This is a genomic window from Ilumatobacter sp. (assembly GCF_049588435.1).
GTDB lineage: Bacteria > Actinomycetota > Acidimicrobiia > Acidimicrobiales > Ilumatobacteraceae > Ilumatobacter_A.
In genome coordinates, this window is sequence record NZ_JBAVYV010000551.1 from 1 (window position 1) to 18,512 (window position 18,512).

The following is an 18,512-nucleotide window of genomic DNA, read 5'->3' on the forward strand; positions in this document are numbered from 1 at the left end:
ATCGTGGTCGATGCGGCGACGGTCACCGGTGGCGCCGTCGTGCCGGTGGCGGCGAGTCCGGCCGACGCAGAGCCGACCGGACCGGATGCGCCCGAATCGTTGGGATCGGTGATCGCCAACACGACCATCAGCACGATCCCGGCAGCCAGGATGGTGGCCCCGCCGCGGAGGACTGCGGGCATCCAGTCCGGGAACCGGCTCAGCGGCCCTGCGTCCGCCTCAGCATCGGTCTCGGTCTCGGTCTCGGTTTCGGTTTCGGTTTCAGCGTCCGTCTCGGCGTCGGCGTGAGCCTCGGCATCATCGACGTGGCTGTCGGTCGCGTCGTCGACGGTCGTCTCGTCGTCCGCACTCCGGTCGTGCCCATGGTTGGGGGTGTCGTCGCTCATCGATCCCGGCTTCAGTCCTCATCAGGGTGCCCGGCGGGGCACCGCCTCGGCGGTCGCAGGCACCATACCGACGCTCCCACGACATCGTCATGCGGTGTCTGGCACGCGTTGACCGAAGCGAGGCAGATCGCGAGACTCGCGAGTCGACAGGACGTGCGCGTGCTCAGTCGGGGAGCATCGGCACACCGGCGTCGGCGTCGCTGCCGACGGTTGCGGCACGGGTGAGGCTCGCTGCACCGAAGCGGTCCCGGACGGCGTCGAACGCTGCATCGAGAACGTCGGAATCCGAGCGATCGAACGGCAACGCCATCTGGATACCGACCCCGTCGCCGAGGTTCACCAGGTTCCCGATCGACAGGCCGATCAGCGTCAGCCCTCCACGCTCGTCGATCATCTCCCAGGACTGGTCGAGGACCGCCCGCGCTGTCGCGAGCAGTGCAGCCGTCGCCGAGGTGGGCTGCGGCAGCGACGATGCCCTGGTCGCACGCGTGAAGTCCTGGAATCGGAAACGCAGGGTCACCGTCCGCCCGGCCCGATCGGCACGACGCATCCGGCGCGTCACACGATCGACGAGGCGCAGCAGGATCACCTCGATCTCCTCACGGGTGCGCCGACGCCGTCCGAGCGCCTGTTGCGATCCGATCGATCCGCGACGCTTCCCCGTCTCGACCCGACGCGCGTCGACGTTGTGTGCAAGCGCATGCAGTTGACGACCCGATGCCGTTCCGACGATCGACGTCAACACGGCTGGATCCATCGCCGCGACTTCCCCCACCGTGTGGATCCCGCGTTCCTCGAGTTTCGCGGCGGTGATCGCTCCGACGCCCCACAACTTGTCGACCGGAAGCGGGTGCAGGAACTGGAGTTCGCGGTCCGGGTCGACGAGCAGCAGACCGTCCGGTTTCCCCACTCCACTCGCCACTTTGGCGAGGAACTTCGTGCGGGCCACACCCACCGTGATCGGCAATCCGACCAGGTCACGCACGTCCTCACGCAACTTCGCCGCGATCTCGACGGGTGTCCCCGAGATCTGGCGGAGACCGGCCACGTCGAGGAAGGCTTCATCGATCGAGATCCCCTCGACGAGTGGTGTCGTGTCGTGGAAGATCGCAAACACGTCCTTGCTCGCTTGCGAGTAGGCATCGAACCGCGCCGGCATCACGATCAGATCGGGACAGAGTCGACGCGCCGCGTACTCGGGCATCGCGGTCCGCACCCCGAAGCGTTTCGCCTCGTAGCTCGCCGCGAGCACCACGCCTCCGCCGGCCACGACCGGCTTGCCCCGCAGCGAGGGGTCGTCGCGCTGTTCGACCGACGCGTAGAAGGAGTCGAGATCAGCGTGCAGGATCGATGCGTCGCGCGGCTCCACGAACATACGTTCGCACACCCGGCGTCGACCAGCAACCCGTTACGTAACGGGTCTGACCCGCTACGTAACGCGCGATGCGACCCAGGTGGCGATGTCGTCCAAGGCGGCCGGATCGGCGAGCGAGTCGCGCGATGCCGCATCCTCCGCCGTGGCGCCCAGCAGCATTCGCTTGACCGGCACCTCGAGCTTCTTGCCGGACAGTGTGCGCGGGATGACACGCACTCGATCGATCACGTCCGGGACATGACGCGGCGACAACTCGGCCCGCAGCGAACGGCGGATGGCGCCGAGCAGCTCGTCGTCCAACTCCGCCTCGCCCGCGAGCGACACGAGCAGGATCAACTCGCCCGGTCCGCCCTCCGGATCCTCGAGGTGGACCACCAGACTGTCGGCGACATCCGGCAACGACTCGATCACGGTGTAGAAGTCGCTCGTCCCCAGGCGCACTCCGCCCCGGTTGAGCGTCGCGTCGGATCGCCCGGTGATGATGCAGCCGCCCGACTCGGTGAACGTGATCCAGTCACCGTGCGTCCACACGCCCTCGAAGTCGTCGAAGTAGGCCTCCCGGAATCGGGTTCCGTCATCGTCACCCCAGAACCCGACCGGCATCGACGGCATCGGCTGGATGATCACCAACTCCCCGGTCTCCCCCGGGCCGCACCGGGTTCCATCGGGTCGGAACGCCTGAACGTCACAACCGAGCATCCGCGTCGAGATCTCGCCCAGGCGCACCGGCAGGGTCGAGGCGGGGCCGACGAACCCGGTACAGACGTCGGTGCCGCCGCTCAGCGAGCCGATCTGCACGTCCGACCCGACCGCGTCCGCGATCCACGCGAAACCCTCGGGTGGCAGCGGAGCGCCCGTCGAACCGAGGTGACGGAGCCCCGCGAGTTCGAGGTCGGCGCCCGGGTGCAGGTCGGCCTTCCGGCACGCCATCACGAACGGTGCGCTCACGCCGAAGACGTCGACGCGCTCGTCCGCTGCGAGGCGCCACAGCGTCGTGAGATCCGGCGAACCGGGGTCGCCGTCGAACAGCACCGCTGTCGCACCGACGAGCGCGGCGGACGTCTGGAAGTTCCACATCATCCAACCGGTCGTGGTGAACCACGCGAACCGGTCACCGGGCGCGAGTTCGTAGTGCAGCGCGAGGGCCTTCACATGTTCGAGGGTGATCCCACCGTGCCCGTGGACGATCGGCTTCGGCAGCCCGGTCGTCCCCGACGAGAACAGCACGTACAACGGATGGTCGAACGGAACCGGCTCGAATGCCATCGCAGCGGCCGCTTTCTCCGAGTCGTGGTCCAACAGCCGGGACCACCCGTCGTCGCCGTTTCGATCGAGATACGGCAGCCGCACGACGTGCTCGAGCGTCGGCAACGCAGCAACGATCTCCTCGACGTGGCGCGACCGATCGACGTCCTTGGTTCCGTAGCGATAGCCGTCGATCGTCAGCAGGACCGTCGGATCGACCTGCACCCAGCGATCGGTGACCGCTCGTACGCCGAACTCGGGCGCACACGACGACCAGATCGCACCGAGGCTCGCTGTCGCCAGGAACGCGACCGTCGTCTCCGCGATGTTGGGCAGGAACGCGACGACTCGATCCCCACATCCGATGCCGAGGTCGGCAAGACCCATCCGACACCGGGCAACCTGATCCGCCAGCTCGCCCCAGGCCAACTCGATGCGATCGCGGGTCTGGCTGACGGACACGATCGCGACGTCATCCGGCGTGAGCGTGGCCTGCCGTAGTGCGAGTTCGGCGTGGTTGAGGGTCGCACCGGGAAACCACTCGGCTCCCGGCATCCGGTCCGACCCGATGTCGGCCGTCGGTGCGTCGTGGAAGCGAACCCCCGCCCAATCGGCCACCGCGCGCCAGAAACCTGCCGGCTTGGCAAGCGACCATTCGAGAACCTGCTGGTAGTCGTGGAGATCGGGTCCACCATCCGACGCGACGGTGCGAGCGAAGTCGGCCAGGCGGCTGCGCTCCCACGCATCCGGAGCCGGCTCCCAGATCACGGTCCCGGTAGATGGCGTGTCGGGGCGGGCCTGATCCACTCGGTCACCGTCGGCGCTCTTCGTCACGCGGGCAATGCTGCCAGAATCGAGCCGTGACCGGACGACCACGCCCCGCCATTGCCGCTCTCCCGGCGTATCGACCCGGACGGTCGGCCGCCGCGGCGGAGGCCGACCACGGGATCGTCGGCGCCGTCAAGCTCGCGTCCAACGAGGCTCCTTTCGTTCCGCTCCCGTCCGTCGCAGGCGCGATCTCGGCGGGGATCGAGCAGGTCAACCTGTACCCCGACCACGGAGCGGTCGAGCTGCGATCTGATCTCGCCGCCCACCTCGGTGTCGACGTCGAGCAGGTGACGGTCGGTGCCGGTTCGGCGGGACTGCTCCAACAGATCCTGCTCTCGTACGTCGAACCCGGCGACGAGGTCGCGATGTGCTGGCCCTCGTTCGAGGCCTACCCGCTCTTCGCCCTGCTCGTCGAGGCCGAGCAGGTGCGGGTCCCATTGCGTGACGAGACGTTCGACCTCCCCGCGCTCGCCGCAGCGGTCACCGAACGCACGAAGGTCGCGTTCGTCACCAATCCGAACAACCCGACCGGGACCGTCGTCGGCACCGACGAGATCGTGACGTTCCTCGAGACCGTGCCGTCGACCTGCCTCGTCGTCCTCGACGAGGCGTACTCCGAGTTCGTCACCGACCCGGGCGTCGTCGACTCCACGCCGCTCATCTCCACGTACCCGAACCTCGTCGTCACCCGGACGTTCAGCAAGGCCCACGGCCTCGCCGCCCTACGTGTCGGCTATACCGTTGGGAATCCCGAGGTGATCGCGATGATCGACCGGACGCTCGTTCCGTTTGCCGTCAACTCCCTCGCCCAGCGCGCCGCTCGGGCGAGCCTGGCCGCGATCGACGAGATGCGCGTGCGCGTCGCCGACGTCGTGACCGAACGGACACGCGTCACCGCCGCTCTCCGCTCCGCCGGGTGGACGATCCCCGAACCGCAGGGCAACTTCGTCTGGTTGCCGCTCGGGGATTTGGCGGCCGACGTCGGAGCAGCACTCGAACGTCGCGGGATCGTCGCCCGAGCATTCCCGGAGGTCGGCATCCGCGTCACGACCTCCGACGCCGCAGCGAACGATCGATTCGTCGCGGCGCTCGACGACGCTGCGAACGACCTCGGCATCAGACCGACCTGACGATGTTCGACGGCGTTACGTAACGGGTCAGACCCGTTACGTAACGGTCAGTGGTGGTGGTCGTCGTCGACGGTCATCACACCGTCCGCGATCTCGATGACCCGTCCGCGATAGGCCTCGCGCAGGTTCTCCGCTCGAAGCACGTCCGCGGGCGGTCCGCTGGCGACGACACGGCCGTTGAGCATCACGACCGTGTCGGCCCGGGCGGCCTCCTCCAGATCGTGGGTGGCCACGACGACCGTCCGGCCCGCCGCACACTCGTCGTCGATCGCCTCGCGGATCGTCTGCATCGATGCCAGGTCGAGTCCGGCGACCGGTTCGTCGAGCAGGAGTACGTCCGCGTCCTGTGCGAGACCCTGCGCGATGAACACCCGCTGACGTTGCCCGCCCGACATCTCGGCCAGATGTCGGTGGGCAAGATGGGCGACGTCGAGACGCTCCATCGCCGCATCGATCATCGTGCGGTCATCGCTCGTCAACCGTCCGAACAGACCACGCTGCGACGAGCGGGCGAGCGCGACGACCTCGCCGGCCGTCACGAGCAATTGTTCGGACGCTGGCTGCGACTGGAGGACGTACGCCAACCGGGGAAGTCGCTCGCCCGGCGCACACATCCCGAACTCGACCGTCCCGCGGCGGGGCTCGATCAGCCCGGCGAAAACGTCCAGCAAGGTGGTCTTGCCCGACCCGTTCGGTCCGACCAGCGCCGTGTAGCCGTGCGGGATCCGCAGCGACTCGATCTCGAGCACCGTCGCTCGCCCGCGCACGACGACGAGGTCGGCGACGCTGAGATCGTCGTGATCGGTGCCGTCCGATCCGTGGGTTGTTGTTTCGGGAATGATTCCCATAATCTATCGGATGTGAGATCGTTCCAACGCACCTGCACCCTCATCGCGGGCTCCGCCGTCGGCGTCGTCAGCCTCGCCGCGTGCGGCTCGGATTCGGCCACCACCGAGGCCTCCGACGGCGCCGGTGACGTCCCGACGGTCGTCGTCACGACGAACATCCTCGGCGACGTGGTGCAGGCGGCCGCCGGTGACCTCGTCGACGTCGAGGTGATCATGCCCGCAGGTGCCGAACCCCACGACTTCGCACCGTCGGCGCGACAGGCCGAGGCGATGGAGAATGCCGACCTGCTCGTCATCAACGGGGCCGGCTTCGAGGCCGGCATGGTGGGCATCGTCGACAACGTCGAATCCGCCGGAACGCCCGTGTTCTCCTTCGCCGACTCGGTGTCCCTCCTCGACGGCGACCCCCACCTGTGGACCGACCCGCACCGGATCGACGAGGGCCTCGACGCGCTCGAGACGCGACTGGGTGAGCTCGACGAGATCGAACCCGACCAGCTCGCCGATTCGTTCGACGCGTATCGAGCCGAACTCGACGCGTTGGACACCTCGATCGAGGCCAGCGTCGAGACGATCCCCGTCGACCGTCGCGTGCTCGTCACGAACCACGAGGTGTTCGAGTACTTCGCCGACCGATACGGGTTCGATGTGGTCGGGGCCGTGATCCCGTCGACGACCACCTCGGCCGAGCCGTCGGCGTCGGACATCGAGGCACTCGCCGATTTGATCCGCGATGACGGAATCCCCGCGATCTTCGGTGAGACCACTCAGTCGACCCAGATCGCGAACGCCATCGCCGACGAGGTCGGAACCATCGATGGTGACGACGTCGTGATCGTCGAACTGTTCAGCGAGAGCCTCGGCGACGCCGACTCCGGCGCGGCCACATATCTCGAGATGATGCAGACGAACGCCGACCTGATCGCCGACGCTCTTCGCTGACATCACCATGTTCGACCTGCTCACCGACGCCTTCTCCTCGCAGCTCACGCAGCGCGCGCTGATCGGCGGGCTGCTCGCCGCGACCGCGACGTCGCTGATCGGCACGTGGGTGGTCGTGCGCGGACTCGCCTTCTTCGGTGACGCGATGGCACACGGTGTGCTCCCGGGGATCGCGCTCGCGGCGGTGTGGGGCATCGACCTGACGATCGGTGCGGCCGTGAGCGCGGTCGTCATGGTGCTCGGAATCAACCTCGTCCATCGCACGACAAAGCTGTCGGACGACACGGGAATCGGCTTGCTGTTCGTCGGAATGCTCGCGCTCGGCGTCGTGATCATCAGTCGCCAGACGTCGTTCTCCGGCGATCTGACCGACTTCCTGTTCGGTGACATCCTCGGCGTGTCCGATGACGAGATCGTGATCGGTGCGATCGCATTGGGGGTGACCCTCGCTGGTGTTGTCATCGGCCATCGGGCGTTCCTCGCGCTGTCGATCGACGCGTCGAAAGCCGCAACGCTGCGACTCCACCCCCGGGTCGCGCACGTCGCGATGCTCGCGCTGCTGTCGCTCACGGTCGTGACGAGCTTCCGGGTGGTCGGCACTCTCCTCGTGTTCGGACTGCTCGTCGCCCCGCCGGCGACCGCGGTCCTGCTCGTGCGACGGGTCCCCACCGCAATGGCGGTCTCGGTCTGTTTCGGGTGGAGTGCGGTGGTGATCGGACTGACCGTCAGCTATCACGCCTCGACCGCGGCCTCGGCCACGGTCGCGGGCGTCGCGGTGCTCCAGTTCTTCGCGGTCCTCGCCGGCACCGAGGCCTGGTCGGCCATCTCCCGACGCCGTCCTCTCCCCGCCTGACACCATTCGGCACACACGACCCGCCAGGTGAGCGAGACATCACGGCTGCGTCGATTGACTCACCGGCTTACCACACGGAGACGATCGCGACGGAGATCCTGATAGATCTCGAACGCCTCGGCGGCGAGGTCGGTGAGGTGATCGGGTAGATCGGGCACGGCGTCGCCCGGGGGCGGGCCGAATCCGGTCGATGCTTCGACCGAGGCGTACCAGTGCGGCGCCCAGACCCCGTCGCTCGCGCGCGGCCCGGCGGGCCACGACATCATCGCCTCGTCGAACGGGACACCGAACGTGCGACAGATCTCGATCTGATACCCCGTCGGATCGGTCAGGAAGTCGGCCGCATCGACGACCAACTCACACCGTTCGACCAATTCGATCTGCTGCGGGATGCCGATGTCGGTGAGGGACACTGCGTCGCGCACCTTCGTGTAGCTCGCGAGCACCCGCCTCGGATCGCGCAGCAGGAGACAGTTGCGGAACTCGCCGATCCACGACCGGTCGAGGCCCGGGTACAGGTGATGGGCCATGTGCTTCTGGTAGCTGATCGGAGCATCCGAGGGCGCGGCCAGACACGCGGCGATCGCCGCATCACCGTCAGCCGGCCCGACGGCGATGATCTCGTCGCGGGCCGGATGGTCGAGCCCGGTCGCCTGCAGGTAGGCCGCGTACAACGGCTCGTCCAGAACCTCGGTGTCCGACCGGTTCTCCCAGCTGCGCATCATCGCCGTCGAGAGATTCCGTGGCCCCGACCACATCGCGATGCGCGTCATCGGCACTCACGATCGAGCAGTTCGAGGTAGTGCTGCTGCATCCGCTCGACGATCGGACCGCGTTCGCCGGTGCCGATCGTGCGTCCGTCGATCTCGGTGACCGGGGCGATCCCGGCGAAGGTGCCGGTGACGAACGCCTCGGTGGCGCCGTAGCACTCGGTGACGCTGAAGTTCTTCTCACGGGCGGTGATCCCGTGCTCGGCGCACAACCGCAGCACGTTGCGACGGGTGATTCCCGGGATGCAGTAGTCGCCCGTCGACGTCCACACCTCGGTCGGCCCATCGGGTCCGTCGGGCTCGCGCACGATGAAGAAGTGGGTCGAGTTGCATGTCGCGACGAAACCCTGCGGGTCGAGCATCAGTCCTTCATCGGCACCGGCCTTGGCTGCCTGGATGCAGGCCGAGATGCAGTTGAGCTTGGAGTGCGAGTTCCACTTCGGATCCTGTACATCGGGCCGACCGCGGCGGATCGACACCGTGTACAACGAGATCCCCTGGGCCAACGTCTCGGGCCTCGCCGTTTTGTGTTCGGGGATGATCACGATCGTCGGAGCGCTGATCGTGAACCGCGGATCCTGGTACGGCGTCGACTTGACGCCGCGTGTCACCATCAGGCGGATGTGGACGCCGTCGGTGTCGGGTCCCATCCCGTTCGCGTCGAGCGTGGCCTGGATCATCGCCGTCAGCTCGGCGGGGGTCCGGCCGATGTCCATGTCGATCCCCTTGGCACCCTCGTACAGCCGACGGAGGTGGTCGTCGAGAAACGCCGGCTTTCCGCCGTGGATCCGGATTCCCTCCCACACGCCGTCGCCGAGCATGAAACCGCTGTCGAAGACCGACACCATCGCTTGGTCCCGCGGGAGCAGAGCATCATTGATCCCGATGACGATCGACTCGTTGCGCGGGTCGATGTCGTAGTCGTGGGTTCCGTGAGCCATCACGTCATCCTCCCAAAATGCGCGTCGGTGCCTGGCACCCACCACGCGCATTTTCTAGAGGACGGCGCGGAGATTCGTCGCGGCTGACTCGGCGGTGAGGTCGCGCTGCAGGTTGGCGAGCAGCTCGTAGCTGGCCGGGATCTTCTGGATCTCGGCCGAACGCAGGAGCGGCGGGTAGAAGTGCGCGTGCAATTGGGCGCCCGCCGACCCCGACCGAGGAACACCGTGCCAGCCCGAGCAGTACGGGAACGGCACGCCGAAGAGTCGATCGAACGCGCCGAGCATCGTCCGGAGCACATCGGCGAGGCCCTCGGCATCACCGTCGTCGAACTCGGCGAACGACACCAGCGGTCGGCGTGGCAACACGAGCGTCTCGTAGGGCCAGTACGCCCAGTACGGCACCACCGCGATCCATCGCTCGTTGATCGCAATCGTCCGCTCCCCCGACGCGGCCTCCCGTTCGGCGTAGTCGAGCAACATCGACGACCCGTGCCGGGCGTGGTGGGCGGCCTGCGACGCGAGCTCACGATCGACCTCGGCGGGCAGGAACGCCGACGACCAGATCTGGCCGTGCGGATGCGGATTCGACGATCCCGACATCGCACCGCGGGTTTCGAACAGTTGCACCCACTCCCACGAATCGTTCAGTTCCGCGTGCTGATCCCGCCACAGGTCGATCACGACCGCGAGCTCCGACGGGGACATGCTCGACAGGGTCAGATCGTGGCGCGGCGAGAAGCAGATGACCCGGCACTCCCCGTCGGCCGCAGCGATCTCGAACAGCTCGCCGCCACCATCGGCCGGAGGGGACGTCACCCCGGGAAGCAACGCCGCGAAGTCGTTCTCGAACACGAACGTCGACGGGTAGGCGGGGTTGGTGACACCGCCCGCGCGCTCGTTGCCCGGACACAGGGGGCAGTCGGGGTCGTAGCTCGGCGTGTCGTCGCGCGCGGTCGCGTCGGTCCGGCCCTGCCACGGGCGTCGGGTGCGCTGCGGGGAGACGAGTACCCAATCACCCGTCAGCGGGTTACGGCGGCGGTGCGGATGCAGGGATGGATCAAACCGTTCCGTCATGGCGGTGCGGACCATACCGCAGCCTGTCGACGGCAGCCTTTGCCCGCCTGCAATGCCAGAATGCACCGGTGAACGTTCGACTCGTGGGAGCAGCAGCGTGTGCGCTCGTCCTGGCGGGCTGTGGCCAGTCGGCGACGACCGCGACCACGGCTGCCTCCGATCCGACCTCCGCGACCGCCACACCCGTCAACTCCGCCGAAGACGTCGTGACCGGCGAGAACCTCGCGTCGGTTCCCTCGACCGAAGTCGTCGACGCCGTCATCGCCGATGGTGAGGCGTTGGGGTCGACCACCTACGACCTCACCGGCTGCCCGGACACACCCCGCGCCGCCGTTGCCGACAAGGCCAACCAGCGCTACTGGCTGTGCATGGACGGTCGCGCGGTCACCGACGAGATCCCGATGACGACCGCATCGAGCAACTACGGCCTGCCGCCGGTCGGCACGTATGAGGTCTTCGCGCGCGACGAGAACGCCACAGGCATCCACGGTGAGCCGCTCGAGCGTTTCGTCGCGTTCTACACGACTCCTCGAGGCAACCGGATCGCCTTCCACGAGGTGGTCGATCAGGATCCCGCCACGGTGGGCGACCTCGACCAGCGGGGCGCCTCGTCAGGCTGCTTCCGAGTACGCGAATCCGATTCGGTTCAGGTCTGGGACTTCCTGCAGATCGGCGACCCCGTCGTCATCACGACGAATTGACGCACTCAGAGGCCCAGGAGCGAGCGCCAGTCTCCGGGATATGCCTGCTGCACCTGGGCGGGAGTCATCTGGAGCGTCTCGACCGGCACCTGATCGGCGACCTTGCGAGCCTCGGTGTAGTGATGTCCGACGTGGCGGAGGCCCTCGAACAGCGGCATGCGGATATCGACCAGTTCGGTCGGGGGCTCGTCGTCGAAGTACCCCCACACCGTGAACGCGATGGTCAGATCGTGTACGACAGGAGCTCGCGAGAACATCGAGGCCCGACGCAACGCGACGCCGAGGCAACCACGGATCACGTCGTCGACGTTCTCACCGTCGCCCAGTCTCAGTTGTGGTCGCAGCGATCGGGCGATCTTGATCGCGAAGCCCTGATCGGGGCCCTGCGCACCGAGGAGCGCTCCTCGCGGCTGGAATCCGTCGATCTCGCCGGGACGATCCGGGGACCACGAGTCCGGGACATGGTCCGGTGAGCCGTAGGCGCGGGGCGAGTCGGTCGGTGCCACGGGGGTGAACTTGGGAGCAGCCATCGTCCTGTAGTCAATACCACCGCGCCGTCGTCTGCACGCAATCGGTGAAACGATCCGCCCGACCGGCGCTCCATTCCCCCGCGCCCCTGTCGGGCGGCGAACTCAGCCGTCCTGGTGGAGCAGGCCGTACACGAGGCTGTCCTCGAGGGCTCGCCAGGAGGCCTCGATGATGTTCGGGCTGACGCCGATCGTCGTCCAATCACGTCGACCGTCGGTCGCCGAGAGCAGGACGCGGGTCGTCGCCCCCGTGGCGCTGCCGCCGTCGAGGATCCGCACCTTGTAGTCGGTGAGGTGGATGTCGGCGACGTGGGGCAGGGTCTGACCGATCGCCTTGCGCAGCGCGGTGTCGATCGCGTTGACGGGGCCGTTGCCCTCAGCGACCCAGATCTGACGTTCGGCTCCCTCGTCGTCGGGCCCGTTCGGGCCGACCCAGGCCTTCACGGTCGCCTCGGTGGTGAACGCGCCGTCGGGAAGTTCGTCGGTGATGACGCGCATCGATTCGACGCGGAAGAAGTCGGGCACACCGCCGACGACGCGTCGCATCAGCAGTTCGAGCGACGCGTCGGCGGCCTCGAACTGATACCCCTCGTGCTCGAGCCGCTTCAGCTCGTCGATGACCTCGTTGATCTCTGCACCGTCGAGTGCGATCCCGATCTCGTCGGCCTTGATCTGGATCGTCGCCCGGCCGGCCATCTCCGACACGACGAAACGCGTCCCGTTGCCGACCGCTTCCGGATCGACGTGCTCGTAGGCATCCTTGGCCCGCACGATCGCCGAGACGTGCAGTCCGGCCTTGTGCGCGAACGCGGACGAACCGACGAACGGGGCCTGCGGGTCGACGGCTCGGTTGAGGGTCTCGGCGACGTGGTGGCTCACCGACGTCAGCCGCTGGATCCGGCCCTCGGGCAAGCACTGATAGCCCATCTTGAGCTGGAGGTTCGGGATGACCGTCGAGAGATTCGTGTTGCCGGTCCGCTCGCCGAGCCCGTTCAACGTCCCCTGGACGTGGCCGGCTCCCGCCTCGACGGCAGCGATCGAGTTGGCGACGGCACAACCGGTGTCGTCGTGGCAGTGGATCCCGATCACCGCGTCGTCGCCGACATGCGACTTGACATCGGCCACGATCCGGCCGACCTCGTGGGGCAGCGTGCCGCCGTTGGTGTCACACAGCACGAGGTGAGTCGCGCCGTTGACGACGGCCGACTCGATCGCCCGCAGCGAGAACTCCGGGTTCTCGCGGTATCCGTCGAAGAAGTGCTCGAGATCGACGAGGACCTGACGGCCCTCGCCGGTGAGGAACTTGACCGAGTCGGCGATCATCGCCGCGCCCTCGTCGAGCGACGTCTGGAGCGCCTCGACGACCTGGTATTCGGAGCTCTTCGCAACGATGCACACGGCGCTCGTGTTCGCCTCGATCAGGTTGCGCAGCGTCGGATCTTCGTCGCTCTTGCCCCGGGGGCGCCGTGTCGATCCGAACGCGACCAACGTCGATGTGGTCAGGTCGAGTTCGCGCTGCGCGCGCTCGAAGAACTCGACGTCCTTCGGATTCGCACCGGGCCAACCGCCTTCGATGTACTGGACCCCGAGCAGATCCAACTGCTGTGCAATGCGAATCTTGTCATCGACGGTCGCGGTCACGCCTTCGACCTGGAGGCCGTCGCGGAGGGTGGTGTCGAAGACTTCGACGAGTCGCATGATGAATGATCCTGTCGGTGGATGACGCCGGGAATGGGCGCGACAACCCAGTGAAGTCCGCTCGATTGGCGATTTCAACGCCAGAGGCCTGACCAAACCGCGCACTTCGGCGTTCTCGCGCCAGATGACAACGGTGCAAGATGTGGACGACCCTGTGGCCAGGCGGTGACTTGCGACACGTCAACAGTGGATGAACGGTGGATGAACGAAGGGCTTCTGGGGGTAAGCCGAAAAGTTCTGTGGAGAACCCTGTGACTTCGAAAATACCCCTTGACCAGGGATTTCGCATCGATCAGAGTAGTCCTTGTTCCGGAGAGCGCACGCCAGAACCGGCAACGGGGACGGCGCAGCGGAATCGGAGCACAGGACATATTCACCGCCGGGGCGGGACGATCCACGGGTAACCGTGGGGATGGACCGAACCGGAGGGGGACGGACGAATCGGGGCCACCCCAACTGGCCTCGAGGAGGAAATTCCCCGATCGGCACCACTTCTGGTGATTCGGTTCTTCCGATCACTTCGGTGACACGGGGAACCGGGTCGGCGTGAACGGTGACGACGGACGATGGGCGGGGAGACTCGCTCAGGGTCCGAAAAGCGGCATCGCCCGCCACGCAGCTTTCGGGCGGCGAGACGGGCGATGTATTAGGTCGAGACGAAGGCTAACGCCCGTAGATCGACCGATGGTGGATGTGTCCGCTGAGAGCCCCGGGAGGGTGGCGCACGGCTTCGGCCGGTCGCCTCCGACCGGGGCTCTCCTCGTTTTCCGGCGATCTCGTGAACTTGTCCGGCGCTCCGTGCGCGAACAGTTCACGAGATGCCTGACGTGGCCGTGAGCCGACTCTCCGCCGCCCGAACCTCGCCGTCACGAAGGAGCGGCCGGCGCGCGATGGGCGACCAGGACCCCGGCGCCGAGAAAAGTCACGCCGAGGTGTTCGCGGAGTTCCGCGAACTGCTTCTCGGTCTTGCGAACGCCCCAGATGCCGCCCAACCACCCGCTGGTGAGCGAGTCGATGCGGATCACGCTGTGTTCGGGGTCGAGCGACCGGACCGCGACGGCGATCTCCATGTAGTGGGTGAAGGAACCGAACAGGGTGGCTTTCGTCTTGTTGCCCTTGACCGCCTTCGCCGTCCACTCGTCGGACCAGTGCATCACGAACTGACGGGCCTCCAACGCCTCCGCCGCGGTCTGACGCGCCCGCGCCGGATCACCGATCACCGTGAACTCGTAGGCGGCCATCTCGTGAAACTAGACCGCGAGTTCGCACCAACCCCGGTACTTGTCGATCTCGCCACGGATCGCCCGATGGTATGTGTCCGCGATCGCCGACGTCATCGGGCCCGGGCACGCGATCTCGCGATCGTCGACCGAGTTGACCGAGCTCACCTCTGCGGCGGTACCGCACACGAACGCTTCATCCGCGATGTACAGATCGGTGCGAGCCAGGTTGTCGACGATCGCCTCGAAGCCCAGGTCGTGGGCGATCGTCATCACCGTGCTCTGCGTGATCCCCTCGAGCGCACCCGCCGACAGCGGCGGCGTGATCAGCTTTCCGTGGCGCGAGACGAAGATGTTCTCACCCGAGCACTCGGCCACCAGTCCGTTCGGTGCGAGCATCACGGCCTCGTCGTATCCGGCCTTGATCGCCTCGACCTTGGCCAGCGACGAGTTGACGTAGTTGCCCGTGGTCTTCGCTGCGGGCGGCATCGTGTTGTGATCGTGGCGGGTCCACGACGACGTCTTGAGCCGCACGCCCTTGGTCACCGCGTCGTCGCCGAGGTAGGCGCCCCACGGCCAGCAGGCGATCGCGACATCGACCGAGCACGGGAGCGTGTTCAACCCCATCTCGCCGTATCCGAGGTAGGCGATCGGACGGATGTAGCACGAGTCCAGACCGGTGGACGCGACGGTCTCCTTCGTCGCATCGATCAGCTGCTCGACGGTGTAGGGGATCTCCATGCCGAGGATTTTCGCCGAGTTGAACAGCCGCTCGATGTGCTCGGTCAGGCGGAAGATCGCCGGTCCGTCAGCCGTCTCGTACGCGCGGATCCCTTCGAACACGCCGCTGCCGTAATGCAGTCCGTGGGTGAGCACGTGGACCTGGGCCTTGTCCCAGTCGACGAGCTCGCCGTTCATCCAGATCTTGTCGGTTGCGGTGATGGGCATCGGTCCTCCTCAGAGCGTGACAACTGGGGTCTGACCCCAGTTGACACGTGCGGTGTGTGGGGTCAGTTTCCCACGCGGGCGGCGATCATGTCACCGACGTCGGTGGTGCTGCCGGTGCCTGCCTCGGCGCACGCTGCTCGGATGCGTTCGGCTGCGTCGCGCTCGCCGAGGAAATCGAGCATCAGCGCAGCCGACAGGATCGCCGCCGTGGGGTTGGCCTTGTTCTGACCGGCGATGTCGGGAGCGGACCCGTGGACCGGCTCGAACATCGAGGGACCGGTGCGGTCCGGGTTCAGGTTGGCCGACGACGCGAGGCCGATCCCGCCGGACACCGCGCCGCCGAGGTCGGTGAGGATGTCGCCGAACAGGTTGTCGGTGACGACGACGTCGTAGCGGTGCGGGTCCTGGACGAAGTAGATGCACGCGGCGTCGACGTGGTTGTAGGCGGTGTCGACCTGCGGGTACTCGGTGGCGACCTCGTCGAACGTGCGCTGCCACAGCGAGCCCGAGAACTGCAACACGTTGGTCTTGTGCACCAGCGTCAGATGCTTGCGGTCCCGTGTCATCGCCAGCTCGAACGCGTGACGGATGCACCGCTCCACACCGAAGCGGGTGTTGAACGACCCCTGCGTGGCGACCTCGTGCGGAGTCCCCTCACGCAACAAGCCGCCCTCGCCGACGTACGGCCCCTCGGTGTTCTCACGGATCACGACGAAGTCGTGAGGCTCGGTGCCGCCCGGTGCGACGCCCACGAACGGGCGCTGGTTGATGTACAGGTCGAGTTCGAAGCGCATCTTGAGCAACAGCCCGCGCTCGATCACTCCCGGGGGAACCTCGGGGGTCCCCACGGCGCCGAGCAGGATGCAGTCGAACGAGCGCAGCTCGTCGAGCGTCTCGTCGGAGAGGATCTCACCGTCCTTCAGGTATCGCGATCCGCCGAGGTCGAACTCCGAGGTGGTGATGTCGACACCGGCGGCCCGGATCACCTTGATCGCCTCGGCGGTCACGTCCGGTCCGATCCCGTCTCCACCGATCACTGCAATGTTGTGCGCCATAGTGCGCAGCAGGCTAAAGGTTTCCGGCGTTCTCGTGTACTTCTGCCGCTCTCCGTGCGCGAACTGTTCACGAGAACGCTGGGGTTCAGGGCTCGGCGGGGGCCGTGGATGATGCCGCGGGAGGGTCGACCGTCGTCGAACTGCCGGTGGGTGCGACCGTGGACGATGTGCTGGGCGCAGTCGTCGTGACCCGCGGGATTGTCGTGGTTGTCGTCGTGGTGGTGGTGGTCCGGGGCGGCGCTGTCGTCGTCGGGCGAGGTGGCGTGGTGCTCGTCGTCGTGGTCGCCGGGGGAACGGTCGCGACCGGAGGCGGGGTCCGCCACGCGAACGAGAGCAGGTTGGGTCGGTATCGCGACGGGTTCGGCCATGCGTCGCGCAACATGTTGCGCGCGTTGTTCGACACCGCGACGACCACCTGCCCGGCACCGTCGCGCCACGGCATCAGATGCGCGTGGTACGTGTTCATCGCGGGGTCGGCACCCCGTGGAGCAAGCGCGCCCTGTTCGACCGTCGTCCACGGCCCCCACGGATCCGATGCCACGTCGAGTTCGAACCGATCGCCCCAGTATCCGTCGACGGCCGTTGCCGCCACCCACTGCCCGTCGATGATGCGCGGCTGAAACGGGAACTCGGCCCAGTGCCGCTGCAGGACCGGTACCGCCGCAGCGCGGTCGGCGGTCCAACCGCCCGGTGTCCAGTACTGCGGCTGGTCGAAGATCCGACCGCGGGGGACGCGGCCGAGGAACATCTTCGTTCCCGAGTGCGGACCATCTCCCCAACCCCCCTCGCGTGCGAGGTTCTGCTCGAACGTGTTCCCGAACAGGTAGGTCCAATCACCCTGCGATTGCACGGCGTATCCGTAGATGGGAGTCGCTCCGCCCTGCGTCGCCTGACGGAAGTCGAGCCGCTCGAGCGTCCCCGGATCGTAGGTTCCGACGAACGTGGCATCGGGGTGCCAACCGAGGCCGTCCGGAGGAAGCGGATCGACTGGATCCTTCTGCATCCGCGCCCAGAACACGTACAGCCGACCGTCGTGGACTTCGCCCCCCATCGGCCAGAACCAGGTCGCGAGTGACGTCGTGCCGGTTCCGGGTTCGAACGGGGTCGGCCGTGACGCCGTCCCGCCATGGAGGAGTCGGAAGCACGTGCCGTCCTGGACGAGTGCGGTGTTGTGGGCGAAGCTCGCCCGGTCGAGAGACGTGGCGGTGTTCGAATGGTCGATGAACGTGTCCTGGAACAACCACAGAGACCGGCCGCCTCCGAGCGGATACACGTGCTGATAGTCCCACCCGATGACCGGCCCGACCCGTTGGGAGAAGAACTCGTCCAGAGCAGACGCCGAGAGGTCGCGAGCGCAACCGACGTCGGTGGACAGGTGCCCGCCGGCGGTCGAGACGACGCTGTCGGCCCACGGAGCGCGCGGTGCTGCCGGAGGTGGAGGAGGCGGATCGACCGGGATCGGCCGCGCGACGACGGCGGGTTCGTCGTCGAGTTCCGGAGCGGTCACCGCGACGGTGGTCGTCGAGGCAACCGTCGACGACGTCGCGCTGACACTGCCGGTCGTGGTGCTCGATGTCCTCGACGTTGCGGTGAGCACCTGCGGGACGGTCGTGCGCTCGACGGTCGGAATCGATGGCCCCGCGATCGCACCATCGGCAATCGAATCTCGCGTGTCGGAGGACCCCACGACACCCGCCGCCCCGACGAGAGCCGCGACCACTGCGACCGACGCGGCGATGATCCGGGCGCGTTCGGTCGACCTCCACGGCCGGCCAGGAACGCGGTCGGCGCCGACAGCCGCACCCTCGTCCCCCTCCACGTCCATCATCCGACCCTACGACGGCCGTTCTCGCCCCGCAGATCACGGCGTTCTCGTGAACTTCTGCGGCGCTCCGTGCGCGAACAGTTCACGAGATCGCTGGGAGGCGCGTGGCGGCGGGTTGCTGGACGTCCACACGGTTTCGGGGGTCG

General features: G+C 67.2%; 17 protein-coding genes. 4 read left to right on the top strand and 13 right to left on the bottom strand.

All coding sequences use genetic code 11. The features are described from left to right. The 3 genes from WBV89_RS20655 to WBV89_RS20665 all read right to left on the bottom strand — a co-directional run. A partial coding sequence (locus WBV89_RS20655) for a hypothetical protein (protein WP_423983213.1) occupies positions 1-386 on the bottom strand: 386 nt, incomplete at its 3' end. A gap of 163 nt (positions 387-549) precedes the next feature. Then, the gene (gene dinB, locus WBV89_RS20660; RefSeq protein ID WP_423983214.1) at positions 550-1,761 is read right to left on the bottom strand and encodes a DNA polymerase IV; all 1,212 of its coding nucleotides are present in this window, start codon (positions 1,759-1,761) and stop codon (positions 550-552) included. Positions 1,762-1,815: 54 nt separating this feature from the next. Then, on the bottom strand, positions 1,816-3,774 hold the full coding sequence (locus WBV89_RS20665; RefSeq protein WP_423983229.1) for an acetoacetate--CoA ligase: 1,959 nt from the start codon (positions 3,772-3,774) through the stop codon (positions 1,816-1,818). A gap of 92 nt (positions 3,775-3,866) precedes the next feature. Here WBV89_RS20665 and hisC point away from each other — a divergent pair, with 92 nt between their 5' ends. Further along, positions 3,867-4,964, top strand: a complete 1,098-nt coding sequence (hisC, locus tag WBV89_RS20670; RefSeq protein WP_423983215.1) for a histidinol-phosphate transaminase — start codon at positions 3,867-3,869, stop codon at positions 4,962-4,964. A gap of 47 nt (positions 4,965-5,011) precedes the next feature. On the opposite strand, the gene WBV89_RS20675 is transcribed toward hisC, so the two are convergent. Further along, positions 5,012-5,812, bottom strand: coding sequence for a metal ABC transporter ATP-binding protein (locus tag WBV89_RS20675; RefSeq protein WP_423983216.1), 801 nt, complete (start codon positions 5,810-5,812; stop codon positions 5,012-5,014). Between the two features lie 12 nt (positions 5,813-5,824). Between WBV89_RS20675 and WBV89_RS20680 the strand changes: the two genes are divergently transcribed. Beyond that, positions 5,825-6,754: a metal ABC transporter solute-binding protein, Zn/Mn family gene (locus WBV89_RS20680; protein WP_423983217.1), complete on the top strand. Its 930-nt coding sequence runs from the start codon at positions 5,825-5,827 to the stop codon at positions 6,752-6,754. Between the two features lie 7 nt (positions 6,755-6,761). Then, positions 6,762-7,607 carry a zinc ABC transporter permease AztB gene (aztB, locus tag WBV89_RS20685; protein WP_423983218.1) on the top strand — a complete coding sequence of 282 codons (846 nt, stop codon included), beginning with the start codon at positions 6,762-6,764 and terminating at the stop codon, positions 7,605-7,607. Between the two features lie 59 nt (positions 7,608-7,666). Here aztB and WBV89_RS20690 read toward each other — a convergent pair whose 3' ends face one another. Genes WBV89_RS20690 through WBV89_RS20700 form a run of 3 tightly spaced genes read right to left on the bottom strand, consistent with a single transcriptional unit; the run spans position 7,667 to position 10,392 of the window. Continuing rightward, positions 7,667-8,380 carry an HAD family hydrolase gene (locus WBV89_RS20690; protein WP_423983219.1) on the bottom strand — a complete coding sequence of 238 codons (714 nt, stop codon included), beginning with the start codon at positions 8,378-8,380 and terminating at the stop codon, positions 7,667-7,669. Then, a complete protein-coding gene (locus WBV89_RS20695; protein WP_423983220.1) occupies positions 8,377-9,318 on the bottom strand; it encodes an aminotransferase class IV in 942 nt (313 codons plus the stop codon). Before WBV89_RS20695 ends, WBV89_RS20690 begins: the two co-directional genes overlap by 4 nt. Before the next feature lie 54 nt (positions 9,319-9,372). Next, a complete protein-coding gene (locus WBV89_RS20700) occupies positions 9,373-10,392 on the bottom strand; it encodes a UDP-glucose--hexose-1-phosphate uridylyltransferase (protein WP_423983221.1) in 1,020 nt (339 codons plus the stop codon). A 68-nt stretch (positions 10,393-10,460) separates the two neighbouring features. Here WBV89_RS20700 and WBV89_RS20705 point away from each other — a divergent pair, with 68 nt between their 5' ends. Next, entirely contained in the window at positions 10,461-11,093 is a 633-nt protein-coding gene (locus tag WBV89_RS20705; protein ID WP_423983222.1) for a L,D-transpeptidase, read from the top strand. Between the two features lie 5 nt (positions 11,094-11,098). On the opposite strand, the gene WBV89_RS20710 is transcribed toward WBV89_RS20705, so the two are convergent. The 6 genes from WBV89_RS20710 to WBV89_RS20735 form a co-directional block, all read right to left on the bottom strand. Then, complete coding sequence (locus WBV89_RS20710) at positions 11,099-11,623, bottom strand: hypothetical protein (RefSeq protein WP_423983223.1); 525 nt, start codon at positions 11,621-11,623, stop codon at positions 11,099-11,101. A gap of 102 nt (positions 11,624-11,725) precedes the next feature. Continuing rightward, the gene (gene cimA, locus WBV89_RS20715) at positions 11,726-13,318 is read right to left on the bottom strand and encodes a citramalate synthase (RefSeq protein ID WP_423983224.1); all 1,593 of its coding nucleotides are present in this window, start codon (positions 13,316-13,318) and stop codon (positions 11,726-11,728) included. 866 nt (positions 13,319-14,184) lie between these two features. Beyond that, positions 14,185-14,559 (bottom strand): hypothetical protein, encoded by a 375-nt coding sequence (locus WBV89_RS20720; protein WP_423983225.1) that lies wholly within the window; start codon positions 14,557-14,559, stop codon positions 14,185-14,187. A gap of 9 nt (positions 14,560-14,568) precedes the next feature. Next, on the bottom strand, positions 14,569-15,486 hold the full coding sequence (locus WBV89_RS20725) for a branched-chain amino acid transaminase (RefSeq protein ID WP_423983226.1): 918 nt from the start codon (positions 15,484-15,486) through the stop codon (positions 14,569-14,571). 62 nt (positions 15,487-15,548) lie between these two features. Further along, positions 15,549-16,541, bottom strand: coding sequence for a 3-isopropylmalate dehydrogenase (locus tag WBV89_RS20730; protein ID WP_423983227.1), 993 nt, complete (start codon positions 16,539-16,541; stop codon positions 15,549-15,551). Positions 16,542-16,626: 85 nt separating this feature from the next. Further along, positions 16,627-18,366 (bottom strand): hypothetical protein, encoded by a 1,740-nt coding sequence (locus tag WBV89_RS20735; protein WP_423983228.1) that lies wholly within the window; start codon positions 18,364-18,366, stop codon positions 16,627-16,629. Positions 18,367-18,512: the final 146 nt, after the last annotated feature.

Coding starts and splice junctions, on each gene's coding strand:
- WBV89_RS20700 (WP_423983221.1), bottom strand. CDS start 10,392: ATGACGGAACGGTTTGATCCATCCCTGCATCCGCACCGCCGCCGTAAC.
- WBV89_RS20690 (WP_423983219.1), bottom strand. CDS start 8,380: ATGACGCGCATCGCGATGTGGTCGGGGCCACGGAATCTCTCGACGGCG.
- WBV89_RS20735 (WP_423983228.1), bottom strand. CDS start 18,366: ATGGACGTGGAGGGGGACGAGGGTGCGGCTGTCGGCGCCGACCGCGTT.
- cimA (WP_423983224.1), bottom strand. CDS start 13,318: ATGCGACTCGTCGAAGTCTTCGACACCACCCTCCGCGACGGCCTCCAG.
- dinB (WP_423983214.1), bottom strand. CDS start 1,761: ATGTTCGTGGAGCCGCGCGACGCATCGATCCTGCACGCTGATCTCGAC.
- WBV89_RS20720 (WP_423983225.1), bottom strand. CDS start 14,559: ATGGCCGCCTACGAGTTCACGGTGATCGGTGATCCGGCGCGGGCGCGT.
- aztB (WP_423983218.1), top strand. CDS start 6,762: ATGTTCGACCTGCTCACCGACGCCTTCTCCTCGCAGCTCACGCAGCGC.
- WBV89_RS20710 (WP_423983223.1), bottom strand. CDS start 11,623: ATGGCTGCTCCCAAGTTCACCCCCGTGGCACCGACCGACTCGCCCCGC.
- WBV89_RS20675 (WP_423983216.1), bottom strand. CDS start 5,812: ATGGGAATCATTCCCGAAACAACAACCCACGGATCGGACGGCACCGAT.
- WBV89_RS20725 (WP_423983226.1), bottom strand. CDS start 15,486: ATGCCCATCACCGCAACCGACAAGATCTGGATGAACGGCGAGCTCGTC.
- WBV89_RS20730 (WP_423983227.1), bottom strand. CDS start 16,541: ATGGCGCACAACATTGCAGTGATCGGTGGAGACGGGATCGGACCGGAC.
- WBV89_RS20695 (WP_423983220.1), bottom strand. CDS start 9,318: ATGGCTCACGGAACCCACGACTACGACATCGACCCGCGCAACGAGTCG.